At 52.0% G+C, this 26,685-nt stretch carries 23 protein-coding genes and 2 pseudogenes; 13 read left to right on the forward strand and 12 right to left on the reverse strand.

The window, feature by feature from the left end; genetic code table 11:
- Window positions 1-58: 58 nt before the first annotated feature.
- Together XalbCFBP2523_RS16185 and XalbCFBP2523_RS01375 are read right to left on the reverse strand one after the other, a co-directional pair.
- On the reverse strand, window positions 59-4,384 hold the full coding sequence (locus XalbCFBP2523_RS16185; protein WP_146084001.1) for an F-box protein: 4,326 nt from the start codon (window positions 4,382-4,384) through the stop codon (window positions 59-61).
- A gap of 44 nt (window positions 4,385-4,428) precedes the next feature.
- A pseudogene (locus tag XalbCFBP2523_RS01375) lies at window positions 4,429-5,193 on the reverse strand (IS5 family transposase).
- Between the two features lie 153 nt (window positions 5,194-5,346).
- Here XalbCFBP2523_RS01375 and XalbCFBP2523_RS01380 point away from each other — a divergent pair.
- On the forward strand, window positions 5,347-7,227 hold the full coding sequence (locus tag XalbCFBP2523_RS01380) for an IpaD/SipD/SspD family type III secretion system needle tip protein (protein ID WP_080928080.1): 1,881 nt from the start codon (window positions 5,347-5,349) through the stop codon (window positions 7,225-7,227).
- A gap of 96 nt (window positions 7,228-7,323) precedes the next feature.
- On the opposite strand, the pseudogene XalbCFBP2523_RS01385 reads toward XalbCFBP2523_RS01380, so the two are convergent.
- Window positions 7,324-7,496: pseudogene (locus tag XalbCFBP2523_RS01385) on the reverse strand (transposase); the annotation flags it as partial.
- A gap of 249 nt (window positions 7,497-7,745) precedes the next feature.
- On the opposite strand from XalbCFBP2523_RS01385, the gene XalbCFBP2523_RS16190 reads away from it, so the two are divergent.
- Window positions 7,746-7,934: a hypothetical protein gene (locus tag XalbCFBP2523_RS16190; protein WP_146084002.1), complete on the forward strand. Its 189-nt coding sequence runs from the start codon at window positions 7,746-7,748 to the stop codon at window positions 7,932-7,934.
- A gap of 320 nt (window positions 7,935-8,254) precedes the next feature.
- Here XalbCFBP2523_RS16190 and XalbCFBP2523_RS01390 read toward each other — a convergent pair whose 3' ends face one another.
- Window positions 8,255-8,662, reverse strand: a complete 408-nt coding sequence (locus XalbCFBP2523_RS01390) for a hypothetical protein (protein WP_146084003.1) — start codon at window positions 8,660-8,662, stop codon at window positions 8,255-8,257.
- A 124-nt stretch (window positions 8,663-8,786) separates the two neighbouring features.
- Between XalbCFBP2523_RS01390 and XalbCFBP2523_RS01395 the strand changes: the two genes are divergently transcribed.
- A complete protein-coding gene (locus XalbCFBP2523_RS01395) occupies window positions 8,787-10,304 on the forward strand; it encodes a hypothetical protein (RefSeq protein ID WP_146084004.1) in 1,518 nt (505 codons plus the stop codon).
- A 220-nt stretch (window positions 10,305-10,524) separates the two neighbouring features.
- Here XalbCFBP2523_RS01395 and XalbCFBP2523_RS17310 read toward each other — a convergent pair whose 3' ends face one another.
- The 8 genes from XalbCFBP2523_RS17310 to XalbCFBP2523_RS01435 all read right to left on the reverse strand — a co-directional run bounded on the left by XalbCFBP2523_RS17310 (window position 10,525) and on the right by XalbCFBP2523_RS01435 (window position 15,517).
- Window positions 10,525-10,971 (reverse strand): lytic transglycosylase domain-containing protein, encoded by a 447-nt coding sequence (locus XalbCFBP2523_RS17310; RefSeq protein WP_045765723.1) that lies wholly within the window; start codon window positions 10,969-10,971, stop codon window positions 10,525-10,527.
- 115 nt (window positions 10,972-11,086) lie between these two features.
- Entirely contained in the window at window positions 11,087-11,317 is a 231-nt protein-coding gene (locus tag XalbCFBP2523_RS01405; RefSeq protein ID WP_012915991.1) for a hypothetical protein, read from the reverse strand.
- A complete protein-coding gene (locus tag XalbCFBP2523_RS16195; RefSeq protein WP_146084005.1) occupies window positions 11,314-11,988 on the reverse strand; it encodes a hypothetical protein in 675 nt (224 codons plus the stop codon). Before XalbCFBP2523_RS16195 ends, XalbCFBP2523_RS01405 begins: the two co-directional genes overlap by 4 nt.
- Complete coding sequence (locus XalbCFBP2523_RS01415; protein ID WP_012915993.1) at window positions 11,960-12,556, reverse strand: oxygen-regulated invasion protein; 597 nt, start codon at window positions 12,554-12,556, stop codon at window positions 11,960-11,962. Before XalbCFBP2523_RS01415 ends, XalbCFBP2523_RS16195 begins: the two co-directional genes overlap by 29 nt.
- Window positions 12,553-13,440 (reverse strand): type III secretion system inner membrane ring lipoprotein SctJ, encoded by an 888-nt coding sequence (sctJ, locus tag XalbCFBP2523_RS01420; protein WP_080928082.1) that lies wholly within the window; start codon window positions 13,438-13,440, stop codon window positions 12,553-12,555. The genes XalbCFBP2523_RS01415 and sctJ overlap by 4 nt, the downstream gene beginning before the upstream one ends.
- A gap of 6 nt (window positions 13,441-13,446) precedes the next feature.
- Window positions 13,447-13,731: a type III secretion system inner rod subunit SctI gene (gene sctI / locus XalbCFBP2523_RS01425; RefSeq protein WP_146084006.1), complete on the reverse strand. Its 285-nt coding sequence runs from the start codon at window positions 13,729-13,731 to the stop codon at window positions 13,447-13,449.
- Window positions 13,732-13,818: 87 nt separating this feature from the next.
- The gene (gene sctF / locus XalbCFBP2523_RS01430; RefSeq protein ID WP_012915996.1) at window positions 13,819-14,112 is read right to left on the reverse strand and encodes a type III secretion system needle filament subunit SctF; all 294 of its coding nucleotides are present in this window, start codon (window positions 14,110-14,112) and stop codon (window positions 13,819-13,821) included.
- Between the two features lies 1 nt (window position 14,113).
- Entirely contained in the window at window positions 14,114-15,517 is a 1,404-nt protein-coding gene (locus tag XalbCFBP2523_RS01435) for a PrgH/EprH family type III secretion apparatus protein (protein ID WP_146084007.1), read from the reverse strand.
- Between the two features lie 181 nt (window positions 15,518-15,698).
- On the opposite strand from XalbCFBP2523_RS01435, the gene XalbCFBP2523_RS01440 reads away from it, so the two are divergent.
- From XalbCFBP2523_RS01440 to XalbCFBP2523_RS01480, 10 genes are all read left to right on the forward strand, one after another.
- Window positions 15,699-16,319, forward strand: coding sequence for a helix-turn-helix domain-containing protein (locus XalbCFBP2523_RS01440; protein ID WP_158250764.1), 621 nt, complete (start codon window positions 15,699-15,701; stop codon window positions 16,317-16,319).
- Between the two features lie 89 nt (window positions 16,320-16,408).
- A complete protein-coding gene (sctC, locus tag XalbCFBP2523_RS01445) occupies window positions 16,409-18,196 on the forward strand; it encodes a type III secretion system outer membrane ring subunit SctC (RefSeq protein WP_158250765.1) in 1,788 nt (595 codons plus the stop codon).
- Window positions 18,183-19,298: an HrpJ domain-containing protein gene (locus tag XalbCFBP2523_RS01450; protein WP_080928085.1), complete on the forward strand. Its 1,116-nt coding sequence runs from the start codon at window positions 18,183-18,185 to the stop codon at window positions 19,296-19,298. Before sctC ends, XalbCFBP2523_RS01450 begins: the two co-directional genes overlap by 14 nt.
- A 195-nt stretch (window positions 19,299-19,493) precedes the next feature.
- A complete protein-coding gene (locus XalbCFBP2523_RS01455) occupies window positions 19,494-21,605 on the forward strand; it encodes an EscV/YscV/HrcV family type III secretion system export apparatus protein (protein ID WP_045765728.1) in 2,112 nt (703 codons plus the stop codon).
- An 11-nt stretch (window positions 21,606-21,616) separates the two neighbouring features.
- A complete protein-coding gene (locus XalbCFBP2523_RS01460; protein ID WP_045765729.1) occupies window positions 21,617-22,027 on the forward strand; it encodes a type III secretion system chaperone family protein in 411 nt (136 codons plus the stop codon).
- A 2-nt stretch (window positions 22,028-22,029) separates the two neighbouring features.
- Window positions 22,030-23,379 carry a FliI/YscN family ATPase gene (locus XalbCFBP2523_RS01465; RefSeq protein WP_052687929.1) on the forward strand — a complete coding sequence of 450 codons (1,350 nt, stop codon included), beginning with the start codon at window positions 22,030-22,032 and terminating at the stop codon, window positions 23,377-23,379.
- Complete coding sequence (locus tag XalbCFBP2523_RS01470) at window positions 23,366-23,818, forward strand: hypothetical protein (protein ID WP_012916004.1); 453 nt, start codon at window positions 23,366-23,368, stop codon at window positions 23,816-23,818. The genes XalbCFBP2523_RS01465 and XalbCFBP2523_RS01470 overlap by 14 nt, the downstream gene beginning before the upstream one ends.
- On the forward strand, window positions 23,808-24,956 hold the full coding sequence (locus XalbCFBP2523_RS16200; RefSeq protein ID WP_146084009.1) for a hypothetical protein: 1,149 nt from the start codon (window positions 23,808-23,810) through the stop codon (window positions 24,954-24,956). Before XalbCFBP2523_RS01470 ends, XalbCFBP2523_RS16200 begins: the two co-directional genes overlap by 11 nt.
- Window positions 24,953-25,993 (forward strand): FliM/FliN family flagellar motor switch protein, encoded by a 1,041-nt coding sequence (locus XalbCFBP2523_RS01475; RefSeq protein WP_080928086.1) that lies wholly within the window; start codon window positions 24,953-24,955, stop codon window positions 25,991-25,993. The genes XalbCFBP2523_RS16200 and XalbCFBP2523_RS01475 overlap by 4 nt, the downstream gene beginning before the upstream one ends.
- Window positions 25,990-26,685 carry an EscR/YscR/HrcR family type III secretion system export apparatus protein gene (locus XalbCFBP2523_RS01480; RefSeq protein WP_080928087.1) on the forward strand — a complete coding sequence of 232 codons (696 nt, stop codon included), beginning with the start codon at window positions 25,990-25,992 and terminating at the stop codon, window positions 26,683-26,685. The genes XalbCFBP2523_RS01475 and XalbCFBP2523_RS01480 overlap by 4 nt, the downstream gene beginning before the upstream one ends.

The following is a 26,685-nucleotide window of genomic DNA, read 5'->3' on the forward strand; positions in this document are numbered from 1 at the left end:
TGCCATCTCTGTGTTGACAGGCCTGGACAATACCCTTTTTGTGAGTGGATCACAGGCTTCATAAAGCATCAGCGGCTTCCACGCGATCATGTAGCTTCTGTCGGATATGAGATACGACGTCATCATTCAAATTCTCATAACGTTGCACGTAATAGTCAAGAACCTGCTCAGGTGTGCGCCGGGTGCCATCCAGCCAAAGCGATGTTTTCAGTACATCGACACGTGGCTCGGCGACTAATAAATCGAATGTAGGCAAGCTGATTGGGGATTCCAGCGCGTGAAGTATGGAAAAGCTGAGTGGTGTCCCAAACCCGTTTTCGTTTCCTATTGGAATTTCAATATTGACGTCAACACGAGGATCTGCTATCCAAAGTCGGAACTTCTCTGGGTTCTTAAGAGAACGGTTTGCAAAAACATACGCGTCGTTCATTTCGATGTCATTTCGTGAAAGGATATATTGAAATATGGCGTTATCAGCATTCCCCCTGTTAAGTAATTCATTTCGTAGCACGGTCCATCCATTACTGCCGCCAGAGTTGATATCGAACCTCCCACTATCCAAAAGGTATCTGAACATGTCTAGATTTTTTACTTCGGCCGCGGCTTGCAAGATGCCTGCGTGTTCTGGCGGGATCTCATAACGCTCATAATTCAGCAAAGCTATCACTGCATTAATATTGTTTGCCCTGACCGCTGCTTCTAATAAATACTGCTCGTACCCTTTCCAGGGATACTTCGGATTGGGAAGGATTTTTCCGTTGATTTTATCAACTAAATCGAAAATTAGCTTAAATTTCTCTATATCAAGATTGAGCTCGAGTGCATAAGCAAGAAGAGGTTTACTTCTATTTTCGGTGCCGATATTTACATAAACTTCATCGATCCTGACATTCTGTGAGGAAAGAAACTGAAGCAATTCGGATTTATTTTGAGTTATAGCCTGGATTGCGGAAGAACCTTTTTTGTCTTTCCAATTTTGTTTAAAAACATTAGATACCGCTTCATGCAACTGCCTATTGGTTTTGGAAAGATTCACCAGCGTGTCAAGGTCGCAACGCAAAATAATCTGTTCAAGGGCATCGTAAGGCAACTGTTGCAGTTCAAGATTACTGGGGAGCGGATCGTGTGGTGCTCCCCCGCCTATCTCATTGGCATAGATCGCTTGAGGTGATGCAGGCGCGAGTAGTTGCTCACCTTCCTGAGATAGTGTAGGTGCGGGTAGTTGCTCGCTTTCTTGAGGTTGTGCGGGGGCGCGTAGTGGATCGACTTCATGAGGATCAAGGCGATCACCGAGCTCTGCTTGTCCGGCGGCATCTTGTCTCGCCCCCAAGGCGCGCACTCGCCCCCAAGTGCGCGCTACAACTTTAGAGCCTCGCCCGCCCAACCCTTGCTGGCGCATCACATGTAAACGTTCGCCTAACCCCGGATAAACAGGCCGAAGCTCACCGTCTACGTTACGGTAGTATTTCTTCCCGAATTTGTCGCCTGTCTGAGGTATGACCCGAACGAAAACGTCTTCTCCTTTTCTCTGCCCTATCTTGACTACATCCCAGGAGTGAGTTAGCCCGGGAAGCTGGCCTTTCACTATGCCGCTGGTAGCCGGCTCGACCAACAAATCGGCCCGGTGGGCGAGAGCCGTTGCGACCTTTTCAGCGCCCGGATAGATATCACGCAGTGCAGTTAAAAATTTCTGAGCTCTTCGCATACCTGCTTTTCCCCCTGCCGCGATCAACTCTATACCGGGGTCGAAGACGCGCGCGGCACCTGTGGCGAGTTCAGCTACTGAGCCAGCGGTGAGTGTTTCCGAACCGGCTAATGCCATTTGCCTGACGATATTGTGGGCACTGCTTTGGCGTAATGCCCTCAGTGCACTGAAGCTCAAGGCTTCACCGAATTTCATGACTACTCGTCCGGCCGGCACTGCTAGTGGTATCAGGCCGAGCACATCGACGGTGCAGGGGATTACTGCTTCCTCAATTTTGCCTTGGTATATATTTTTTCCACATTCATAGAAAGGAATAAGGCTTAAGGCGAAGTCTGTGACCTTTTCATAGGTAGTTTTTGCGTAACCATATGCATGTAGCTCTTCTTGGATCTGATTTTCATGCTTTTGTCGGATCGCGTTGTATAAGACGCTGATATCCGAGGCACTGTCTTTCAGTGCAGCTCTCAACGTTGTGACGCGTAGGCGGTAATCATTGTCGAGTCGAAGTGAAATGCCGGTGATCTCCTCGTAGAGGTTAAGATAGAAATCTTGATTCCTATCCACTCGTTTCAAAGAGTAGCCTATGCCTTGCTTTGGATAGAGCGCATAGATACGCTCCTCGCCACCATGCTTAGCCGAGAAAAGTTCAAGTTTTTGCGGCATGCGTTTAGTAAGCCCTTCAATGGCATGGCGATTTCCTCCTATAAGTGTATGCCTTATAGCATGTGCTGCAGAGAACGTTGCTTCAGCTTTATGCACTTCAGCGTGCTCAATAAACGCTGACTCTTCAGCGCTCAGTTGTGTGAAAGCCAAAGGGAGTAAGATCCGATCAACATCGCCGAGTTGTTCGGCGATCCGCCTGTTTTGTGCGGCGAATTCATCATTGATCCGCGGTAATTCGATGACTTTGCGTCGGGGATCAGTGAAACTTGCCCCGCGCGGAAGAATCAGACAGCGATGTTCATCCGCATCAAGATAAAGATCAGCCTTCGTTTCATAGTCTTTCTCGGTTCCGAGGCCTGGGCACCTTTCCTGCAGGATGGCCATGGCAAGTGCCGGGCGCGTTTTAAAATTTTCTAAACTTTCCTGTAGTCGTATAAAGGGATCATTGCGTTGACGCTCGGCCTTTCGGGCTGTGAAAAATAGTCGAAGTGCTGTTTCGCGCGATACTTGTTCTCGCACTGATATGTCCGGTACTGATGCATCCGGGTTTGAATTCCCTGTAACTTCTTTGCCTTCTCGAAGTAAATGCAGCTGAGCTGGCAGTAAAAAATAATCCTGCCACTCTGAGGGGACCACAGCTTCATCACATAGCGTTGCGAGTGCCTGCCCAATATCTATCGCATCCTGCATCGCCCATTCATGAGTGTCCAGTCCGATATCCTTGGCAAACCGTAGTGCAGCATGCATATATCCCCATTCGAGGCTACAAATTTCAGTACGGCCAAACGTCTCATAGTCCGTAGGTTGCCACATGATGGCAGGTGCAATCACATCAAGTAATTTCTCAATAAAGTACTTCTTAGTGAGCGTGTCTGGCTTTGAAAGCCAGCGATTTGTAGCGCCGATAAGATATTGCAAGCGGATACGTGAATTTTCCACGTATGGCGGGGTACCCGCGTTGCCTTCTTGCACCAATGCGGAAAGTTGGTCATTCACAAACGTTTCGGCCGGACTGCCAAAGGTTAATGTGGATAGCCAGTCAGTAATCTTACTTTGTACGCGCGATTCACTCAGCGTCTCATTACGTCTCTCTCCGTATTCGTGAGTTATTCGGAAAAGATGTTGTGCTAATTTCGACGCACGGGATGGGAATTTCGATAAGTAGCGGACAACGCTGTTGACAAACGGGATATTGTTACCTTTGACTGGCGAGTCATGTGGAAGTCCGGCACGAGATAATAAAGTCCTAACGGAGTCGATCTGATGCCGCATGATTTCAGCAGCGCTTTCTGCAGAATGGTCTTCTGTTTCGATATCGCGTTTGGCGCGTCTGGCAAGAGGATGTCCTGTGGCAGGAATCAGTCTTGCCATATCCTGCGATTCCGCTGTCGTATCGGGCGTAAGCCAGCTTAACGCTGGCTGTGTGTCCTGTGCTGAGGTAGGACGTTCCGGAATGATGTCCCCGGAGAGGTTGGCGGCGTTCGCTCCTGCTGAGTGGACTGGAAAAGTGATGGATTTCTCAGGAATTGACCCTGGTCGCGCGTTTGAAAATGCGAAGTTGGGTTGTCCACGCTGTGTTCCCGGTGCGTTTCCCGTCGAAGAATGCTGCCTGGCGTTTCTATTGACCTCCCGGTTAACGACGCGTTCAACCCTTCTTTTCAATTCTAAATTACCGGCGCGAGTTATTCTTGCTTCAGTAGATAGCTCATCAGCCCTCCTGGGTGTGATGGCGGGACTTGCAGATGTGTTCTGTACTGAGCTAAGTATAGAAAGTAACTGTACCGCAGCATGAATGGCATCATGTCTTTGTCTGTTTCCTGCATGGTTTCCGGGCTGAGCAGCCATCTGTTGAACGCGTTCATCCTGCTGTTTTTGACTTGCCTGCTTTTGATTTTTCCAGTTTATGTGGTTTCCGGTAGTTTTGCGGTATTCAGTCACAGATTGCGGCATGACCTTATTTCTTCTGTATTGGAGAAATACAATTGGTAAAACAATGTCAGTCACATTGGCTATCAATTATCGCTCAAACTGTTCTCGAATCTTGGGTTTTAAGAGTCTGTTCACAATCTCCAGAGCATTGATGCCTGAAGGGTCAGATGGACGAACTGCAAACTGGTGTTGAGCTTGCGCTCGTAGTTCTTCCAGAGCCTTCGGTGTTTCTCCAACCAGGCCAAACTGCTTGACGACCCATCGCTGGGGCATGACCTTGAACGTATGCGCTTGGCAATCTGAACCGTGACGTGTTCGCCCAGAATCGCCTGGATATCCAGAGCGAAGGGCTGACCCACATAGCCGCTGTCGGCCAGCACGCTCCGCACCTTGCCTAGACCAGCTTTGCAACGAGCGAACGCTTTGAGGACGCCCTTGCGATCGGTCACCTCGGCCGTTGTGACTGCCACGGCATGCGGCAAGCCTTGCGTATCCACTGCGATATGGCGCTTGATCCCCGGCACCTTCTTACCGGTATCATCGCCTTTTTGCCTAGCCGTATCCGAGTTCTTCACGCTCTGCGCGTCCACGACAAGAACCCGCTGAGGGCGCTGCGCCCTTGTCTCGCGCTAGCCGTGCCAACCTGATTTTTTGAGCGCCCTTTACAGCAGGCTCACTCCCTCTTCGTCCTCTTCACTCCAGATCTGGAAGTAAGCATGCACCGTACGCCATTTGGGGAAACTCTCCGGCAGCATACGCCATGGGCAACCACTCTTGAGCACATACAACACTGCGCAAAAGACCTCGTACAGGTCCACCGTCCGGGGCCGCATCTTCTTCCGGGCTTCTTCCAGCAGCAGCCTCACTTGCTCGAACTGCTTACCACTGATGGCAATGGGCTAACTTTTCTCATCCGCCCACTTTCGCACAGAGTCGGAAGATTTTGAACAGGCTCTAAATCGACTATGCAGATGCACGTTTTTTGAGCGCCAAGACCGGGAGCTAGCAGCTATAAAAAAATTTCCGATCAGACCCAGAGAACAGTCTCAATGAAACCGTTGGAAAGCATGATTCAACGCGCGACCCCCACAAGCGAACCATATGCTATGGTACGCGCCACGATAAAATCGTCGGCCGATGCACCACACACAAGTGGTGCCAATCACTCGGATGACATTGCGCCAGTTCAGCACCTGCAATCAAATGGCAGAGTGAGTGACGTGCTTCGCGAGGCTACGCGTGTTGCAGTAGGGCTGCTGCCGCCCGATGCCGACGAGCTGCGGGAGTTGGATATGACGTCGCTCGGTAAAGCGGGTGACATCGTGCAGCGTGTGGTTAACGACGCCGCAACGGGAAATGCGCACAACCTCGCGTTTGCGTTGAAGATGCAATCCGAGGCTCGTGCTGATGCGATCTCGAATATTTCCGTAGGTATCAGCAACCTGACAGCATCAATCCCCACGACCTCTGTCGTGGGTTACCATCTCGGTGGAGCTGCGTCGTCCAATCTCACCCCTTCACAGGTGGACGCAATCGTCATCAATACGCTGGAAGATTTGAAAACCTTCTATACGCAGTATGCTAAAGACTATGCGACTCTAAAAACTTATATCGCGGAACATGGAGAGAGCGATCCAGAAAGTTGCGAAGAGCAGCTTGACGCGTTTGCTCATAGGTATGCCAAGCCGCTCTATATCAACGCCGGTATCAATCCAGCCTACGTTTCACTGTCGCTGGGGGACACGTTCGTCGTAAGTGACGTCAACCTTCCACAAAAAGGCAATTATCAAACGTATAGCATCAATGCGGCGTCACTGGCTGATTTGGAAAAGCGAGAGAAATTTATCGAGCAATTGCACACGGATGCAACTGATGCCCATGCGATATGGGGGGCGGTAACACGCAAAGTCACCGTCTCGCTGAGACAAGCCGAAGAATCGCTCAGGCAGCTCGAAGCGGCCTCGCAAAATACCTATCAGGTCACCGAAAATCTGCCGGATAATTTGAGTTTTTATAAGATTACACAAAATGCGGATGGGAGCTACACCGTTAAAGCGTCGCAGAAGTTCCTTGATGCGATCAATGTATTTCAGAATTATGTCAATGCATGGAAGGAAAAAGACTATCCACCGGACAAAAGCACTGGTGTAGGTGCTGCAGCAGAAGAGTTAGCCGGTTTATGGGTTGCGGAGTGGGGCGCGCCGGGACGTGATACGCTCGAACAGCAGTGGGTGAACGTGATTCAGAACGGTGCGATTATAGACTTTGACGCACTTCCTGTTCCAGATCCAGACAACGTGTCTGCGGAGATAGACAGCCTGATCCGTTCGGATGCAGCAGTATACGGCGGCTTGCAAACAGTGACCTCCAATGCCAAGGCCGGCATTATCGATCCCTATGGCTCGCTGCTGCAAGAGTACATGCAGTATGTGCAGTCTATCACCGATCTCTTATCGAATCTTTCAAAATATGTCACAGCATCTGGAGACGGAACGACGGTTAATTTCAAGGCGGACGATCTTAAAAGTGTGATCAACGATATGCTGAAAGAGGGCGCACCATTCAAAGAATGGTCGCTTACCTTGCCGGGCACGTCTTCGCTATCCGCGAGTGACTGGAAACAGGAACTCTCTGGGAATTTCAACGTGACGCAGAATGCGGATGGCACGACGTCGATATCGTTGGACCTAAGCAATCTGGAATCGATGAGGGACTCACTATCCAATTACTCTAACGGGGATATCAGCGTTACGCAATACAATGCATGGTATGCAGGATTTACAGGGCAGAAGGACAACGTGATGAACCTTTCGCAAAGTATCGCCGAAAAATTTTCAAGAATGAACAGCGAGTTCGATAATTTGGTACAATTGATGAGTTCGGCGATCTCCGCATTGCTCGAGTCGGAGGAAAAGTACTTGCAGTTTTAACTGACGAACTGCGATGTCGCCGCTCGCGCTTGATGGAAGCGCGAGCGGCAAGATGGTTGAGCAATAATACGAGCTTGCGCGATCATTGGCGATGTGGTCCAACTCGGCGCGCTGCACGACGCCGGACTTGCCGGACTTGCGCAGCCAGGCATACAGGCTGTGCCTGGTGACACATAGCCGCTCGGCGACCTCCGCTACGTTGGACCCGCGATCGGTCACTGGCGGACCACCTCAACCTTGAACTCATCCGGATACAGCTTGCTGTTCATGGACACCTTCGAATCACGGCCTTGAGATGTGGGCGTATCACTGGACGTATCAAACCCCGCTTCGATAGCGCGGAAAAATCAGAGTGCCCTTAATTGATGATAGATATTGGAGTGATCGATTTTTGATCGTCGCTTGTCACGAAATCGACTATAAATACGACTCTACATTCATGTTAAGAAGGATAGTGCTGATGATCGTGTTCGATGATCGGATCGGAAAATACAGGATGCTGTAACGGCGTAAAATTAATGGCTGATATTCTGCATGCTTACGAACGGCGTCCCGCATCACTGATACGTTTGGCGGTTGCAGGCCTCGCAGTGCCCACGGTCGTCTATCGTTGCGCTGGCGATCTTGCTGGTCCGATGATCGCAGTGAAAAGTAAGGCGATGAGCGCATCTGGAATTTTTGAATATTCGATGATGCACGATGGATAGCTGAAGATGCCAATGCATGCGCGCCAGGAGTTGGCTATCGCGCGCACCCAGCTTACCAAGATGAATATTTATTAATTGGCGGGGCGCCATTTCTCGTTTTAAAAATTGACAATTTTTATAACTCAGGAATTTTCCACCATGCCGTTTTCTTTATCTTCGCATGCATCTTTCTCTCTCATCAATGAATCCAATGAGAGGTTAGTCACTCGCTCAAGCTATGCTACTAGTGAATCCAGCGTACCAGGTAAATTCCAGCCACTATCGTTTAGCAAACAAGAAATCAGTAGCGTATCGTCGCATCCTCAGCATGCAAGCTCGCATCAACCGCAGATTTCGTCGTTGCCGCGTGCTGTAGTCACTCGACCGAACTCGCTGCCCATCGGGTCGCGAAAAAAAATCGTTTCTTTGACGGATATTTTGAACATTACGAGCAACAAGGGTTCGCCTATTGAGACGGCATCCGCAGTTCCCGTGACGTTGCCGCGAACCTCGTTATTAATGCAGGAGGCTAACGCCACCACGGGCGTAGTTCCGCCGAGCGAAAGCATGGATACAATGAACTGATTAGGTCGAGCTATTGCAAGGACTGAGGTGCTTAGCCTGTCTATTGACGTGTCGACGACTTCGGCGGTCCGATATTGTGGAAACAATTGGATGTTGGGATCGGCTGGCATCTCATCGCCATCGAGCGAATATTTCGATGGAGGTTGGGAAAGAAAAGATGCCACTTGACGGTCACCAGTGGGTATCGTTTGTTAGATTTGTAAAGTGCGGTTGCCTAATTTTCTAAGGTAAATCTTCATCCGTTGTCATAATACCATCGCTCGTTTTTTAGCTAAGGAATCATCCACCATGTTATCTCCTTTCGCATCGCGCGGATCTTACTCGGTCACCAAGGCATTCATTGGTAGGCCAGCCATTCTTCGTGCCAGCCATAAATCGATAGAATCCGGCGTGCCAGGCAAGTTTCGATTGTTGATCTCAGAAAAAATCAGCAGAGTGTCCTCGTATCCCGAGCCTGCCGGCTCGTATCAACCGCAGACTCTGTTGTTGCCGTGTGGCATAGGCACTATTCGACGAACCTCGCTGTTTGATGGCCGGCCTTACGAATCCATCGCTTCCGCTACGAACATAAGAAATAGTGCGACCGACATGAATCAACCCCATGTCGCTATCCGTAATCTCCATTCGTTTCGCCATTCAACGAACGCTCGCGTCGATTTGCAGCCATCATCTATAAAAAGTGACGTGCCTGTAGTGAGTAAAGTATTGGGTTTGATCGCCGGCAACCCTGAAGAAATCGTCAGGCCGAAGGCAGTGGAAGCGCTTGTTGGTGCCGTAGCTGCGGTGCGCGTTTCCAAGTCCATAGAGTATATAAATCCGACGCAGGAATCAAAACGTTTGATTTCGCCGGGACTCGTTTTTACACAGCAGCGCATTTTTGAGGAAGAAAAGCTTGCTGCTATGAATTTGCCTAACGTGCCACCGGTGCAGCCGCCCCAGTCATCGATGCAGGAAGCTGATGTTGATCCGTGCTCCAGGTCGGCCTCTACGGAATGTGACACCGCAGCGGAATTCGCGTTGCGGACGTGGTCCGACGAGAAACTACGCAACATACAACACACCTCTGAAGTCAAAGAGTTGCTGGCGCTCGCCGGTTTGTTGTGCATTGAAGCCCACAAACGCAATGTGACGATGACCGATAAACAACTCGCGATCGACCTGGGGCGTACATTTCGCAGGTGTTTTTCTGGTCGCGAAGTACAGGCGTGGCGCCGGGATATCGCGACGATGTCTGAGCATGCGAACCATTTCTTGAAAAATAGGGATGCAATTATTTTATTTACAAACATGGATGATAGGAAGATTATTGACGACGAGCGCATCACCTCCATGCGTGAGAACAACGCTAATAATCCTCTATTGATCATTACCGACTCATTCTTCAAAGATATGGCGGTTAAACGTATGCTTCAGATGATGCGTGCGATAGCACTGAGTACGAAACGAAGCGATGTGCTGGTATTTCCGATCGCAGATAATAAGGATTCGACGGGACCAGTCACCTCGTCGCCTAGTGCGTTCCAAGATGTCGAAGAATCACGCTGGTACAGCACATTAAGCGGGTTCAAAGCATTCTGCCAGGCCGGAATCCGTTTGCATCGCAAACTGCTATCAGGGCAAGCTGACGCCGACATCGATAGTGGTGCCGTCCGTCTCGGCAACGATACGCCGGATCGGAAAGAAGCGCTCAAAGCGTTGCAACGTGATGCTCGGAAAATCGCGGCAGTCATCAAATCCAATCGCGATAGTCTTGTGCAATATGTTTGCTACAGTGCGTTTTCCGCGGAAGAACCCAAACGATGTTAAGCGCCGGACCGTTCAACGACTGCCATAATACAGCCAGACGCGTTCGACGTTTCACGTATTGAATGAGAAGGTCTCATAACCAGAGTGCCACGCTTGCTTATAACTGTGAGGATGCACGACACAATATATTTCACATGTATGTTGTGTCTCAGTAGCTCAAATCAGTATTTCAAGGAAACAGTGCAAAGTAAAAGACCTACCTAGTTCTTGCGATGAAGCGTCACAGGCTGTTTTTTGACACTCTGCTCCGTGCCGAGGATTTTTTCGCGCGTTTCATCGGGATCGGACTGCGTTCAGCATAGTAGCTGTCGTAAATCTTACGCGCATAAATTCGTTGTTTTTCCAATGTATGCGCGTTATAACCGCCGACCGCGCGCCAAGTTGCACCATATTGTGTGATATTTCCAGCTAGAATCCACGCTCCGACGCTTTCGTTGGTACACCGGTCGAAGAGACGTTGCTTGTCGATCCCGTATCGCCGGAGGAATGGAAGCCATCGGCTGTTGATCTGCATCATACCGATGTCGAACGATCCGTCCTTGTTACGGCTCACTGCGGTCGCGTTCAATCCCGATTCGCGCGAAGCAATTACGTACAACAGCTTCGCGTCGACGCCGTATGTGCGGGCCGCCTGGGTCCAGCAATCTTGGGCATAAGCAGGCCTCATGCTCGCCCATGCGACTGCACATACACCAAGAATCAGCCAGGCACGCCACGCACGGAATCGGCGAAAGGTGTGTGATACGGATACGGCACATAAGGCACATGCATTGCCGGCTTTCTCAGAACATGTCAGTATCGGCGTTGAGTTTAGGTTTTGCATCAGGTGCATCGTCGTCCTGGCTCATCTCAGTCATCATGATTTGCATCATGAACTTTTTCATTTCATCAGTCGTTATACCATGCATCGCTGTTTTTGCTGCCTCTGCCAGATTCTCGTCTGGCTGATGGGGCTCAGCGGATGGAGCCTTTGCCAGTGCATACTTGGCAATCGTGAGCGGGTTGATCATCATGGGGAATTGGATATCCTAATTTGTTGGACGTAAGATAGCAGTGCCTCGACGATATTCGCCGTTGTGTCCGGAACACGTTGCTGGTGGCGTTGCACTGCGCGCGAGCAAATATCTGTCGAAGCGGAAAATGGCGCAAATGAAACAGAAAATTGTCCGTTGCTGATTACGAAGTGATCATTGGGCGATGTCGTGAGCGTGATACGCCTTCCGTTGTTCGTTTGTAAATGATCGATCGAAAGCTGGCTGAGTTTGCACCATTTCGGAAGATAAACGGTGACAGATCGATCGGAATCGGCATCCTGCGTATCGAGGTACTCCTCGATCAACGCTGTGGCCGTCTTCGAATCTTCGAAAAGCTTTCGCACGTTGTGAGCGATTGCACCGCGTTCTTGTTCGAGCTGCAACGCATATGTTTGAGAAAGATGCGTGGTTTCGTCGATCAGCGTGTCGACGAAAAGCCTGATGCCATCACGATAGCCTTCGAAGCGCGCCTGCTCATACTGCGTATGTGCGTAGTGTTCGGCGTCTTCTATGATCTTTCTGGCCGATTTTTTCGCAGCCTGTTCTAGTGCATGTCGCCGATTGGCGCGATGCAGGGCTGCGTGCCGATAGACGACCTGTGCTTCGCTATCGGACGCTTTGTTATAAACCTTCTGCACGATTTTGCGCATAGTGTGCCGCCATTGAAAAAAGAGTAATGGAAATCCATCTGCCGCAATCTTCCGGTGACGCTCGTCCCACTTGTAAGGAAAGGGCGGCCGTTTCGGCCTCGATTCGTGAGGAAAAGAGCAGTCGGAGACGTTCATCGATGACGGGTGGCATTGCCGGAATCAAAAACCGAAGCGCAGCGAGCCCGCAGACCACCGGATCGACATTTTCGTCTAGTACGCATGCTGGGACCGCGAGATGGGGCAGAGGCAATTCGATGAAGCGCTTGCATCGCCCGTCAAGCTGCCGATATCGATTGGATGATAACCATTCCCCGCGCTGACTGAATAGGCCCAGCAGAAAGCAAAGATCAGGGATCACGTACCACTTACGCAGTAGGATGGACGTGCATGGGTCGATCGGAATCGACTCGGGCGACGTGGTTCTCAAATCGTACGTGTCGAAGAGGATGGTGTTCCTCACTGCCTTGGGCAGCGCGCACCATTGCGCCGATGTCATCGGCACACGCTCCGGATGCAGGTAGTCGTCGGGAGCCAGCATGATCCTCAACAGGTATTTAAAATCTGTCATTTGATGAAAGGTTCAACACGATCGCGCTTTCGGGACTTGCGAAAACGTTTAAAAAAATCGACTGGTCCGGATGGCGGACTATTGGCCAGCTGCGCGCCGAGCGGGCGTGATTTGTCGTGATCGTGCCTGGGTTCGGAATCGATGCGCCGCTCGCGCCACCAGCGAGTCCTGAACGGTCGCGAGGTCAGCCCGAGCCACCCCGCGGCGAGCAGCGCGAAAAAACCGACAAACGCAGAAACTTGCATGCAGACATGCATCCAGTCCGTGCTCCACGAGATCAGCGGTGCGGATGGCGGCATACCCCGGAAAATGGGTGCACTTTGTTCGGCTAGCACGGAGATATCATCATAGTCGATCTGATCGAAACTATTCTTGACATAACGCTTCACTTTGCTGATCAATGTGTCCTTGTCCAGCTCGCCGCTGTAGACTATCAGTACGGCGACATGCATACGCTGCGGGCTGTCGACATCCTCCGTAAGCGGGTAACTGACATTGACGTGTGCTCTGACAACATTGTTAAGTGCTGACAGATTGTTCGAAAGCCGTTGCTCGATATAGGAAATTAGGCGCGAATGCTCCGCGAGCGGTGTGGAAACAAGGCTGTCGGAGGGAAACGCCTGACTGATCTGCAAATCGGGCGGAGTCGGCAAATTGTAGCGCCGCACCAGGTCGACAGCAGCCGGAAAATCGGCACGCGAAACATCTACTTCGAAAACGCCTTTTCCCAAGTCATTCTTTATCGCCGTCACGCCATGACGTTGCAATATCGCCACCACGTCGTTCACTTGCGATTCGGTAAGCCCGGATAGCAGTGAACGGTTGTGGCAGCCGGAGAGTGCGAACAAGCTTATGAGAAATAGTATCCTGTAGAGACCGCGCACGGCGGATTAACCTTTGACTAGCGTTTCGACGCCACCGGCGAGGCGTTTTACGACACCGCTTACGAGCGTATTGTTGACGGTGTAGTTGGCCATTTCCACCTGAAAGGCAGCCAGTGCCGCAGGATTGGAATAATCGGCAGGTGTCTGCATGAACGCATCGATCCGGTGGCGCGCCGAAATCATGTCGTCGGTCAGATTCCGCATGGCGGATTGCAAATCCATATCGAGGTGCTGTTCGTTGTGAAAGTCGGTTGCTGAGAATGACGGAGCAACCATGGGGAAAATTTGCATCGAATAACGCCTTTAAGATTGAACATAAGGATCAGCTTTCGCTCCGGCCTCATGCGATAGCGAAAATCGTATGAGGCCGGTGATGGGTTACCGTAGATTGCCGAGGATAGTCGTGTCGATATCTTTCATCGCTTTCACTGCGCTCGATTGCGCGTTCCGGAATATGGTGTAGTCAGACAGGACAGCCTGATACGAGGCCAGCGCCGCAGGGTCCGACGGGTTAGCCTCCAGTGCTTGCTGCGCTGCGGTCAGCGCGCTGCCTAGGCTGCCTACGCCGTTTTGGAAGCCTTTGGCGATATCATAGATGTAAGTATTAATATCACCATCATTCGAAAGTATGTCGGACGGAGAGTTAGAAATAGGAGAAATATTACTTGTCATTTTAGTTTCCATTAATTGTATGGTTGAAGTACCAATGGCTTGGATCGACGAGAACATAACCGTCCTCACCTACCTGCCGAGATTTTCCATCCAGCCATGTCGTCTTTAGAACAAGGCCGAAACGGACCTTTCGCTGACCCCAGTCATGCGAAAAACCTTTCACTAGATCCGATACTTCGGACAGTGCGTAATCTGTGATGTAACCGTTAATAAAAAATGTAATATAGCCGCCGGATTCGATGCGCGAGTATGTTACCGGTATTTGGGTCAATTTGGACCCCGCGATTCCGGCCACGTTGGAAAGCGTCTTTTCTCGTATATGTAAACCCTTGGCAAAGGGTAATACGCCCTTTAGGAGGCGAGTCACTTCGGCTATTCTCTTCTTGACGGTTTCTTCGTCCTCGTCTTGATGTGCGACGAGAATTAATTCAGGTTCGTCTATGTTGCGAAAAAGCATCGTGAAATAATCTATATTGTGCTGATCCAGCACTTGTTCCGATTTTTCCCGGAGATCGTCAACCGAGGTCACCACCGGTCGTTGTGCAGCAGGAAAACGCAGCGCGATCTGCTTGTCCCATTCTAGATCGCTTTGCGTTTTCGCGATGACGTACACTTTGCCATCCCTCGTGATCAAATCGTTCCTCGCAGTATCGGTGTCGAACACGGCGGCAAGTTGTTTCGTCCTTGCATGGTCGGCGAAGAAGCTTATCAATGACCTCAAAGGAAGCACGAGCAACGCTACCGCTATGCAAGCCAAAGCGGTAAAGCGACGGGTACGTTGCCCCATGCCAGATGGCACGAGCAAATCCGCAGTCACCTCGGATGTTTCGGCTGCGTTTTCGTCTGTCGACTTGATCAGAAACTGGCGTACAGCATCGGACCATGGTGTATTGTTGAGTCGGATCGCAAATGCGATGTCTTCGAATTGACATATACTGTTGAGTACACCTTCCTCGACGGTGACTTCGTTGCCTTTGATCCATTCGACGCTGAAACGAAGCAGGCCATCATTGACATCTCGATCATGATCAGTCGACCTTTGCGACGACATCTCCATGTCAAATGGTGTGTCATCCTTATTCGCTATGTCGCTATGGCTGATGTGCCCATCAAAACTGATTCTAAAGTTGATTCCTGACTTATGGTGCGGTATTACCAGTGCATTCGACGCGAATTGCGAGGCTGATTGTGATTGGGCTGTTTCGGCGCCAACGAATACAAAGATCGATTCCTGTTTAGGAAGTAGCAAGTCGACCCCGTACATTGGGCCAAACAAAATACGCAATTCGTAGTGTTTTTCGTCATCGAATGACATAGGAATCGGGTGCAGGAATAATAGGAATGAATTTATTAAGGCCGCCGATAAGAACATGGCTGAAATAGCCTTGTCAAGGCCAATGACCACCTTGATGATTGATTGAGGCTTGCCCTATTCGTAATTGGGCAAATGCCTAGATCGTATTAAGGGCGAGCCTACCCCGTTTGAACGTTTTTTGGCTGTATATTATTGGCGTGGACCGACTATCGATTCAGTGTAATGCATGAATTTATCAATGCCATAAGCTAATAATTGGATGAATTTAAGAATGTCAATATGTATTAAGAAAAACATGGGGCGGGACGTAATAGTCGATAAACACCGCCTAGTGGTGATGCGTGCTGATGCCGATGTCGAAGATTGGAGCGAATCGATTGCCAGAATTGCCAGCTTGCTAGCATTCATGGAGGCATCGGAAGGCACTGATGCCAATGAGCCGATCACGGTTAGGCGAAGTCAAGCCGGAGATGGGGTGAGATTCTTTGCGCGTGACCTACATCATGCTGCGGCGTTCGAGCGCTGGTTTTGTGATCGCATCCTTAATATGGACGACTCCATCGAGCCACTACGCGAATTCCTTCGTGCACAGGAAGCGTATCTATTGGTGCGTTTCCTTTTATGTTCCTTTGACGACCACTCCTCTGTGGCCGGACTCGCGAGCCGCTATGGTCTGTCGACTTCCCATTTCCGTCGGATATGTCGCGGAATTTTTGGCGGTGGACTGAAAAGTCGTCTCAGACAGTGGCGAGCTCAAAGCGCTTTGCACGATCTGTTGAGCGGAGCAAAATCGGTGGCCGAGCTGGCGTATCAGCACGGTTTCGCGTCTTCATCGCATTTTTCTCAGGAAATGAAGTTTCATTTTGGTGCGCGTCCAGGACGCCAACAGTGATTGGCTGCGTTTTGTCGTCGGCTGTACGACGCTACGGTTATAGAATTGTGCTAGCGTTGGTTGTGACTCTGACCGGTTTGTGGTCCGTCGTGGCGTCGGCGCAAGATACCGCGCAGGCAGGGTTGCAGTCGACTGAATCTCGCCCGGTGGTGGCGCAGCAAGCTGATTCGCAGAAAACTGTAACGTCGCCGTCGATGGGTGTTCCTACGCCCGCCACGATACCGCCGAAATTCATCGCCCACAATACTAGCTTGAACGATGTGATCGATGCGATCCAGGGAAAGATAGGACGCCCGATGGTCGCCAGTCCGAAGGTGCGAGCGATTTTCGTCACGGGTACGTTTGACCTCGAATCGCCCATGGCGACTCTGACAAAACTCATCCGTACGATGGGATTAATGACATACGACGACGGACGATCGATCTACTTGTATCGGGATAGCGAAGTAAAAAATTCCATTGTGCATATGGGCCATCAACGCATGAGTGACGTGCGGTCTTTTTTGCGTTCTTCTGGGCTTTATGACGAACACTATCCGTTAACCGGAGACGGCAACGCACCGGTATTCTATGTGTCGGGACCTCCAATCTATGTAAGTTTGGTCGTCGCTGCGGCGAAATATCTGGATCAACAGCCGGATGTTCAGTTCAACTCGGCAATGGTGTTGCGAGTCGTGCCGCTACACAACACGTTTGTCGTCAATCGTCGCTATAAGATCCGCGACGAAATGGTGAAAGTGCCCGGTGTGGCCGATGTCATTCATGAGCTCTTTGGTTCGTCGAGTGGCGCGCATCCTCAGAGCACGCCTTCAGGGAGCAGTGTGCTGGATATGCAGCAAGATGTGCCCGCCGACGTATTGAATCTACCGTTGCCGAAATCAAGTGATGCAAAGGCTGAAGATCTTTCAGGCCGGGATCGAATGGTGGCGATGAAGGGAGAGGCCGTTTGGGACGTGCGTATGGTGCCCAACCCTGACGACAATAGCATCTTGCTGTATGGACCGAGTGCGCATGTTGAGCTGATGGAGCGGGCAATCCACGCGGTGGACGTCGCCAAACGCCAGATCGAACTGTCATTGTGGATCATCGATGTCGATCGTCAGAAGCTTAACGCGCTCGGTATCGACTGGCAGTCCTCGGCTCAGTACGGGTCTTTCACCATGAGCGCGAACAGCCCGCAAATGGCCTCGCTTAACGGAATTAAATTTCTTGCAACTGTCAGTGCGCTGTCGAAAAGGGGGTTGGCAAATATCGTATCGCGACCAATTGTGCTCACGGAGGAAAATGTACCGGCAATTTTCGATAACAGTCATACTCAGTATTATCAACTCGTTGGCGAGCGAGCAGTTTCATTAGAGCATTTCACATACGGCACGATGGTCAGCGTGTTGCCTCGTCTGACGCAAGACGGAGAGGTCGAAATGATCGTGACCGTGCGAGACGGCCAGTCGCAAAATATCAGCACGGCAAAGAACACGACTGTCATTCCTGAGGTAAGCGACACTCAAATCAGTACCGTGGCGCGTGTGCCGAAATTCAAAAGTCTGCTGCTGGGGGGGAGTACGATCGATCGACACGAAAACGACACGTCTTACATCCCAGGCTTGTCGAAACTACCAGTGGTGGGAAGGTTATTCCGTCTGGATAAGACGATTACCGAACACATGGTCCGCCTGTTTTTGATTCAGCCGCGCGTGCTGATGCATGAGGATGGCTGGATGGACGGGCAAACGCTACCGGCGGGAGACCTAATGAACGAGCGCTCCGAGATGGCGAAAACCAGTCAGATGCTGGAGCAATATATGCAAAACGTAGGAAGCGACTTCGGGGGAAACAAGAAAGGAAAATCAACGGAGGCGCACGATGCAAGGCATTAATAGCTTGGCAATGGAACCGAGGATAGACAACACCGTATCGGGTGGCGCGATCGTCGAAGGCGTTTACCGCAATGTGTCGGGGCAAGCCACGGCAGTAACGGTTGAATCGCCGGAAATGGAACTTTACGCACTGCAGGAAGACCTGGGCATGATGCTCGCACAAAGCGCCCGCCGCAAAGACGTCGAGCGCATGCGATCGCGCGTCTCGGACGAGACAGAGCTGATTCTCGAAGAGGACCGTGAGAACCGCCTGGCCAGTCTTGCGCGGGTCGTAAAGTCGCGTAATCAAAGCTTGCGGGAGTTTCTACGACAGGCGCGTGGGCTTTTTCCCGATGACAGCGATCTGGTGCTTGCGCTGCGCTCGCGTCGACGCATGGTCGGAACCGCCAGTGACGAGGAAGCCGAGGCCACGAATGCTACAGACGGAACAAATGGTGCAAATGCACTCGATGGCACCGGCGAGGCGAGGTTGCTCGATTCGGCAATTAGGAAAGTTTTTAAAGAGGGGAACGTTCGAAACATCAAGGCGGGCATCAATGCCGCCCGGCAAGCACGGCACTTTGGCGAGCGATTGAATCTTTGCGCCCGCATGATGCGCGTAATTTACAGGGAATTTCTCGATTTTGCCGACGCATTGCCGGACCTGTATGACGATTGGATCAGTCGCTTCGCCTACGATCAGCGCGTCGGCCTCGCGCACTACATCGGAGGAACGCTTATCGCCGATCGTCGGGCGCAGGATCCGAGTTGCGAGCAGGCGGTGTTTTCTTCGCTATTCGCGCAATGCGATGTATTGCGGATGATGACGGCCGCGGAACATCTATTTGCGCAGATCATGCATGATAGCGCTACCGTGGAATCACGCGTGCCGCTTGAACAGCATCTCGCGGGCTTGTTGACGACGATGATGCGCGAGCCATCCCAGGTCAAGCTGGCGGTAGCTTCACTGTGCATGCAGGTCAAAGCGTTGACCGCGCGAGAACGATTCGTGCAGCGCGTCTATTGCGCGTTTGCCGCGTTGCCGGCGGCGCTTTACCCCGACGCCACGTGCCGCGAAGCCATTCTTGTTGACATTCTCGATCTGACTACCCCCTGTTTCTAGCGAAACTAGAGTGGCTGCGAGCGTTTCTGTATTCATCTTCTTGCCAATTTCTCGTCTTTCATCGCTAGGTATGCTCTGATTAATATATTTTTCTCAATTAATTTTCTTATTTAATTAAAATTTATTTACAGTTTAATAAATTTAACCGGAACATCCATAAGTGCTAATTCTAAAAATAATAATTAACATAAAAATATGTCATACCTGATTACCGGACGCCGTATTTTCACGACTGTTCAGAGCAAACCTGAGCTGGTCGTGCTGTGCCTGATCATCATGATCATCGGCATGCTGGTGATGCCACTGCCGCCCGGGTTGCTCGATTTTCTGATCGCCGTGAACATGATTGGGGGCGTGCTAGTGCTGATGAGCGCGCTGCATGTTGTGAATATGCTGAGCCTTTCGACGTTTCCCGCGATCGTTTTGCTCACAACGCTTTTCCGGCTCGCGCTCTCGATCAGCTCGTGTCGCCTGATTCTTATGTACGGGCACGCCGGGCAGATCATCCAGACCTTCGGCGAGTTCGTAATCGGTCAGAACATCGTGGTTGGATTAGTCATTTTCTCGATCGTCACGATAGTGCAGTTCATCGTCATCACGAAAGGCGCGGAGCGCGTGGCGGAAGTAGCAGCGCGGTTTTCGCTCGATGCGATGCCTGGAAAACAAATGAGCATCGACGCGGACTTTCGTGCCGGTGTGATTGATGGAGATGGTGTACGCGCAAGGCGCAGCGCACTGGAGCGCGAAAGTCAGCTGTATGGCTCGTTCGACGGTGCGATGAAGTTCATTAAGGGCGACGCGATTGCTGGAATATTGATCATTTTCATTAATATGATCGGTGGCATCGTGATAGGAATGATCAAGAATCACTTGTCATTTTCAGAATCGATGTCAACTTACTCGATTTTAAGCGTGGGCGATGCGTTGGTCGGACAGATTCCGGCACTGCTGATTTCGATGGGTGCCGGCTTTCTCGTTACGCGGATCGCAGGAAGCGAACAGAACCTCGGGCATGATATTGTCTCGGAACTGTTGTCGAGCAGCCCCGTATTGCTGATCTCGTCAGGGCTGTCCGCGCTGATCGGATTGCTTCCGGGTTTTCCGCTGCCAGTGTTTTTGACCGTGTCGGCAAGTCTCGGATTTTTCTGTTGGAGCCGTTGGCGTGCCGAAAGGTCGGCTTCGGCAGAGGGTCGACATGCCAACGCGGGAAGACCCGCGCTTCAGGCGCTGGGCGCCGGTACCGCGCAAGCGGACGCAGATGTGCAAGCTGATACAGATACAGCCTTCTTGGGTCATCCGCTGGTGGTGATTTTGCCACATGCCTGTGCGCATACGCCTTCACTTTCGCCACAGAATCTTGCCACATCGTTGCATGCGAGGGTATTCGATGAAGTTGGGTTGTTGTTGCCGACCATCGTCGTGGGTTTCGCCGCTGCCGATGCGATAGTCAGCGATTCCCAGGACGATGCACAGCAACGTGTGGTGATTCGCATCAATGATGTGGATGCGGCGGTGCTTTACATCGCATTCGACGGTGTGAGGCTCGTGGGCGACTCCGATTTGCTCCTTGGCCTCGGCATGAACGTTTCGCGGCTCATCGATTGCGACGGTGAGCCGGTAGAGTGGGGCATGGCGCAGCCGGCACAATTGCAGGATATTGGTATCGCATTCCGTAGCGCGCTCGACGAGTTGCACGATCAGTTCATTACTGTGGTTCTGCGTAATTGCAGCGAATTTTTTGGAATACAGGAAACTAAGAACCTGCTCGATATGCTGGATAGCCGCTATCCGGAGTTGTTGAAGGAGGTGTATCGACAAATTCCGGTCCAGAAGCTATGCGAAATATTGAGGCGCCTGTTGACTGAGCGCGTAGCAATCCGGAATATGAAACTGATTCTCGAGACGTTGGCGAACTGGGGGACGCGTGAAAAGGACAGCATCGTTCTAACCGAACACGTGCGTATCGCGTTGGGCCGTTATATCTCGCATCGGATCGCACGCAACGGACACATGAAGGTTATAGTGCTGACTCCGGAGTTTGAGGAAAAAGTGCGGCAGGGAATAAAGCATACGTCTACTGGGACATTTCTCAATCTCACCCCTGCCGTAGCAAATGAACTCGTGGACCGTATTACTGTTGCGTTGAACCAGTTACATGCGGTGCGTCGCGATTTCGTATTACTCGCATCAATGGATGTGCGCCGTTATGCACGAACACTGATCGAGTCGCGCTTTCCGGGATTGCAGGTTATTTCATTCGGTGAAGTATCCGATAACGTCGAGCTCGACGTTATCGGTAATATCTAAAGGATCTTGCAATGGGAACAGACATAGATATCGTCAGCCTGGTAAGGCAGGTACTCCAAGAGATAGGTTGCGCTGACAAGATGGATGACGCGGTGAGTCCGCATCTGCCGCTCTGCATCAATCTTCGTGATGGATCGGAAATCCGGATCGATACCAGCAGCGACGGCGTGCTTTTCATCGCACCGATGCCTTCTGTCACGGAGGAGATACTGGCGCACGCCTCGACGCTCTTGGCGAGATTTTTGTTGCGTCCGCCAAACCCGCTTTTTTCTCCTTGCAGGCCGGTCATCGTCTGGTACGAAGATGGATTGTCGCTGCAGGCCCAGCTTATAGCCGATGCACAAAGAATGCCCGAATTTCGCGACGCGCTCGAATATTTCTTCGACGAGACATGCGCACTGCTGCATATCGTGAGAGATTAGGAATGGGGCTGCTTGATCTGACACAACAGTCCGCCAAAGTCGATGTGATTTCGGGGCAGACGCTTCGTGTCCGCCTGCGGAATGTTGCCGTGGGCGAGATCTGCACGGTCCATCAAAGTACTTTTTCGGGTGAGCCGATCGGTATGGCGCAGGTCGTCGCGCTTTCAGGCGATACGACTGTGCTTAGCACACTCAACCCGGTAGAAGGTTTCCGACGCGATTTCGTCGTCCAGCCGACAGGCAAGCGAGCTACGGTACGCATGTCGGTCGACATGCTGGGTACGGTACTGGACGCCAATGGCAGGATCGTTGAGAGGTTCTCTGAATCGCCTGATGCGCCGGTCGGCGAGAAATCGGACTCGCCCTGCATAGCGAGTACGAATGGCGCTCCGTTCAGCGATGAGCCTCAGGAAATGCCCCTCGACGTCGCGGGGCCGCGCTATACAGACCGTAATCCGCACGCGGAGTCCTTGTGGACAGGCATCCGTGCGATCGACGGCTTGTTAACGTGCGCTATCGGGCAGCGCGTCGGTATTTTCGCGGCGGCTGGCTCCGGCAAGAGTTCGTTACTCTCGATGCTGGTCGGAGGCATCGATGCCGATGTAGCGATCGTCGCGCTGATCGGCGAGCGTGGGCGGGAGGTTAGCGAATTCGTTGAAAAAATGCGGCACAGCCAGCGCGCCGACCAGTTGATCGTTGTGTACGCGACATCGGATCAGTCCGCAGTGGAAAGAGCGAATGCGGCCAAAGTCGCGATGGCCGCTGCGGAGTTTTATCGCGATCGAGGCATGCATGTTGTCGTGTATCTCGATTCACTGACGCGTTATGCCAGGGCCGAACGTGACATTGCGCTGGCATCGGGTGAAGTGCCGGTCAAACGCGGCTATCCGCTGTCTGTGTTCGACCGCCTGCCAAAGTTGATCGAACGGGCAGGCCGCATTCATGTAGGAAGCATCACCGCATTCTATACGGTTCTTCTGGAATCCGAAGAGGAAGCGGACATGGTCGCGGACGAATTTCGCTCATTGCTTGACGGCCACATCTATCTTTCGCGTGGCTTGGCTGAGACGCATCACTATCCGTCCATCGATGTCCTCAAGAGCGCGAGTCGTCTGTTCAATGCTGTCACAGATGAACAGCAGCAAATGATGGCTGCCGCATTCCGCAAGCAGCTTGCGAGATATCACGAGTTGCAAGTTTACATCGATATGGGCGAATACCAGCGTGGAACGAACGCGGAAAACGATCGAATCGTAGATGGCTATGCGCAAATGCGTCAATTTTTGATACAGGATCAATCGCGTTGGTCAGACCCTTCAGAAACAAGACGATTATTACATGAAGCGACGTGATTTGCTGGATAAGGCGACGCGCTCCGCGACGCTGAGACGCATGCGAACCGAGCAACGACATCGGGACGCAGTTGCGCGCCATGCGATGCTCGATGCCTCGGTAAAAGAAACGGAAGCGTCTATTCAGACGGAGCATGGGCGTGCGAAAGCATGCATTCATTCTGGATGTTACTCGAAAGCGGACTATGCGCGGGCACTTGCACGGCAGGCCGAGTCGCTCGATGCGCTCGCGATGCTGCAGGCGGAATTGGATAGCCTCGTCGTCCAGCAATCGACGGCTGGCGATGAAATAGCCGACGCGGGGCGCGCAAGGCAGCGCGCGGAGAAAAAGCGTGAAAAGATTGTCAATTTCCAGCGAAATTTTGCACTCGCAGCGAAAAATGCCGTAGAGCGAAGCGAGATCGATGAAATTCTGGAGGTGAAAAGCTATGTCCGATAAGGTAATTCTGCAAAACGAGACCGTCATGTCAGTTTGCATCGACGAGGCCACTGCGTCGGCACGTTGCGAAACGGCACGGTTCGATGCGCTGCATGAGCAGCTGTTGCAGCTTGCATCGATATCCGAATCATCGTCGGAAAATGAAAAAGACGACGAACTCGAAATTGATCGAACAAAGCAGCATGCGTCCGCTCAGAACCATATCAATATGCATACAGACTGCATCGAACGATTGAATTATCCAGCGCTGTCATTAATCGCGGCGCCAGCAGAAACCGCACGTGGGTCTATGGTGCAACCGAGGCACGATGACGCGCATCCTGGATCAGCTTGCAAACCGCGGCAGGAAGGCAACATCGAAAATGCGAAAAATTCACAATATGTAGAACCACCCCTGACGCGGGAAAGCGCGTACAACGTATGGCTGGACGTGATACCGGTTACGAAATCTTACCAGGCTGTCCATCACGCCACGGTGATATCACGCCTAAGACGCGACGGTGATCCACGGAGCAGTCATGCGCCCGTCACCCATAGTGTTGCCAAGACGCACGCGACCGCGCTGTATGAATCGGGTCTCGCCGCATATTGTTGGTCGATGAGCAGGCTTGTTATCGACGCTCAGACAACCGACGAGGTTAGTGATCGCTACGATTGCGACCTGATCGATAATCAATCCACTGAATTCTCGGCTTATGCGCCCGTTGAAAAGCATATAGGCCCTATACGGACGCGGCGACAGTTTTCCTGTGCAGGCAAAGACAAGGTAGAAAGCGTCGCGCACAGCACATCGTCGCGTGTGAAGAGCGCTGCCGCGTATGTGCCGTCGATGGATGTCGCACCGGCATGCCGGCAGTCGTCTGCCGAGGACATGGCAGCGCACGGCGAAGCCACGCCATGGCGTTTGCATTACATCTTCCGCAGTTGGAATGGCGATCCTTCGATCGAATTGGTGCGGGACCCTGCCTCATTAGACAGAACAGATCGCACGGGACGGTTAATGGTTGCTGTTACGGCGAGCAATAATGAGGTGAGCACCGCAGCCCAGCGGATGATCGAACGTGCATTGGCACGAGACGACGCGCCAGCCGAACTGGCTGGTGCAACTCTTACGTCGGTCCGCGGGGTTACCGCATGAGCCGCGTGTTAAGCGCCGTGGAACTGAGAAACAACGTGATCGCCACTCAGGCGAAAAGGGCTCTGCGCGACTGGCGCAGCCTACGAAAAGTGGATGGCGTGTGCATGTTGCGCCCATTGCGCGACATTTGGGCGATGCGTGCGCTTGGTATGGACGCCGCGATTTCACGTCCATCTACGCGGACGCGCCATGCGTGCTTTTCGGTACGGCAGGGAGCGTTCGCGACGTCGGTATATGTAGACGTCGACGCCTGCATCGCGTGGCGTTATCCGGACGCGACTGAGTGGGCATGGGAGGCGCTCAGCAATGAGGCGCTTCATACCATTTTGCATCGAGAGCGATGGCACGATTTCATTCCAGGCCCTGTCGGTGGATGGGGTGGAGTACGTCTCGAAGATGTCGGACCGGTGCCAAGCGCGGCAGGGATGATGCTCGAAGTTGTCCATCTCGGCGCGTGTTTTTTCTTTCAACAGGCCCACTGCTCGCTTGAACTTGCCGTCGATGCGCCGCCTCATCATGAAGGAGCCTTTTCGCGGGCCTGTCCTGTGACGACAACCGTCGTGATGGGCAGTACTCGTGTTCCCCTGCGTTTGCTTCGTTCGTTGCGTCTGGGCGATGTCACAAAGATAACCACCCCCACGCTTCTGCTGCGTGCATCACACATTGCGTTTCCGTTATCGCTAGATCAAGGAGTATTGACTGTGGCTGACCTTCCTTTCCCCTACCAGGAGCAAGTGTCGCAGACACCAAGTGTGCCTCCTGTTACGCACTCCGTGGATGACGATCCAGCGCCCAATGAGTCGAGCCCGATTTGGGTCGGCGAATTGCCCGTCGAGCTATCGTTTGCATTTGAACCGCTTGCACTTACGCTCGCTGAGCTATCGGCGCTGCGTCCGGGCGACGTCGTGCCGCTCGAATCGGGCGTGCGTCTATTGATTCACGCGAACGGCCGCCCGGTTGGCGAGGCCGAACTGGTCGAAGTGGAGGGCGTGCTTGCGGCAGAGGTCACTGCGATACATTTGAAGTCGGAAGCATGATGCACAATCAAGAATTATCGCTAATCGCGCTGATCGCCGTCATGGCGTTGATTCCATTTCTGTTTGCATCGGGAACATGCTTCCTGAAATTTTCGGTTGTGTTCGTGTTGCTGCGTAATGCGATCGGCATGCAACAGGTTCCCAGCAATATGGTGTTGAACAGCATTGCGCTGATGCTCGCGGCTTTCGTCATGCAGCCCGTCATCACATCGACGTTTCATGCGTTCCAGGAAACCGATCAGGTCACCTCCATGGATGAGGTCGGTCCATACCTCACGACGGTGCTGACGCCTTATCGGCAGTATCTGACTAAGTATGCGGACAAGGAGCTTGTGGAATTCTTTCAGCGAGTGCCGTCCACTGTCCAGAACACGCCCATCACTCCAGGGCAGGGCACGGCCAACCAGAGTGCGATCCATCAAGTGCAGCAACCGTCACTGTATGCGCTATTGCCGGCCTATGGGCTGACCGAGTTGCGCGACGCCTTTCGCATCGGCTTCTATCTTTATCTGCCATTCGTGGTTATTGACCTGATCGTATCGAATGTGTTGCTGGCGCTCGGGATGATGATGATGAGCCCGGTAACGATCTCCATGCCGATCAAACTGATTCTTTTCGTGGCGCTCGATGGCTGGACACTCGTGTCGAAGGACCTGATGGAACCGTATATGGCTTTTCACTCGGTGACGTGA

Origin of the sequence: Xanthomonas albilineans (assembly GCF_002939705.1) — a bacterium.
In the GTDB taxonomy this organism is placed as follows: Bacteria; Pseudomonadota; Gammaproteobacteria; order Xanthomonadales; family Xanthomonadaceae; genus Xanthomonas_A; species Xanthomonas_A albilineans.

Excerpts from the sequence above, each read along its gene's own strand:
- XalbCFBP2523_RS16195 (WP_146084005.1), bottom strand. The coding sequence starts at position 11,988 with ATGCGCAAAATCGTGCAGAAGGTTTATAACAAAGCGTCCGATAGCGAA.
- XalbCFBP2523_RS01450 (WP_080928085.1), top strand. The coding sequence starts at position 18,183 with ATGCAAGGCATTAATAGCTTGGCAATGGAACCGAGGATAGACAACACC.
- XalbCFBP2523_RS01405 (WP_012915991.1), bottom strand. The coding sequence starts at position 11,317 with ATGATGATCAACCCGCTCACGATTGCCAAGTATGCACTGGCAAAGGCT.
- XalbCFBP2523_RS17310 (WP_045765723.1), bottom strand. The coding sequence starts at position 10,971 with ATGAGGCCTGCTTATGCCCAAGATTGCTGGACCCAGGCGGCCCGCACA.
- XalbCFBP2523_RS01380 (WP_080928080.1), top strand. The coding sequence starts at position 5,347 with ATGAAACCGTTGGAAAGCATGATTCAACGCGCGACCCCCACAAGCGAA.
- sctI (WP_146084006.1), bottom strand. The coding sequence starts at position 13,731 with ATGCAAATTTTCCCCATGGTTGCTCCGTCATTCTCAGCAACCGACTTT.
- XalbCFBP2523_RS01470 (WP_012916004.1), top strand. The coding sequence starts at position 23,366 with ATGAAGCGACGTGATTTGCTGGATAAGGCGACGCGCTCCGCGACGCTG.
- XalbCFBP2523_RS16200 (WP_146084009.1), top strand. The coding sequence starts at position 23,808 with ATGTCCGATAAGGTAATTCTGCAAAACGAGACCGTCATGTCAGTTTGC.
- XalbCFBP2523_RS01460 (WP_045765729.1), top strand. The coding sequence starts at position 21,617 with ATGGGAACAGACATAGATATCGTCAGCCTGGTAAGGCAGGTACTCCAA.
- sctF (WP_012915996.1), bottom strand. The coding sequence starts at position 14,112 with ATGACAAGTAATATTTCTCCTATTTCTAACTCTCCGTCCGACATACTT.
- XalbCFBP2523_RS16190 (WP_146084002.1), top strand. The coding sequence starts at position 7,746 with ATGGCTGATATTCTGCATGCTTACGAACGGCGTCCCGCATCACTGATA.
- XalbCFBP2523_RS01415 (WP_012915993.1), bottom strand. The coding sequence starts at position 12,556 with ATGACAGATTTTAAATACCTGTTGAGGATCATGCTGGCTCCCGACGAC.
- XalbCFBP2523_RS01475 (WP_080928086.1), top strand. The coding sequence starts at position 24,953 with ATGAGCCGCGTGTTAAGCGCCGTGGAACTGAGAAACAACGTGATCGCC.
- XalbCFBP2523_RS01440 (WP_158250764.1), top strand. The coding sequence starts at position 15,699 with ATGTCAATATGTATTAAGAAAAACATGGGGCGGGACGTAATAGTCGAT.
- XalbCFBP2523_RS01455 (WP_045765728.1), top strand. The coding sequence starts at position 19,494 with ATGTCATACCTGATTACCGGACGCCGTATTTTCACGACTGTTCAGAGC.
- XalbCFBP2523_RS01465 (WP_052687929.1), top strand. The coding sequence starts at position 22,030 with ATGGGGCTGCTTGATCTGACACAACAGTCCGCCAAAGTCGATGTGATT.
- XalbCFBP2523_RS01395 (WP_146084004.1), top strand. The coding sequence starts at position 8,787 with ATGTTATCTCCTTTCGCATCGCGCGGATCTTACTCGGTCACCAAGGCA.
- XalbCFBP2523_RS01480 (WP_080928087.1), top strand. The coding sequence starts at position 25,990 with ATGATGCACAATCAAGAATTATCGCTAATCGCGCTGATCGCCGTCATG.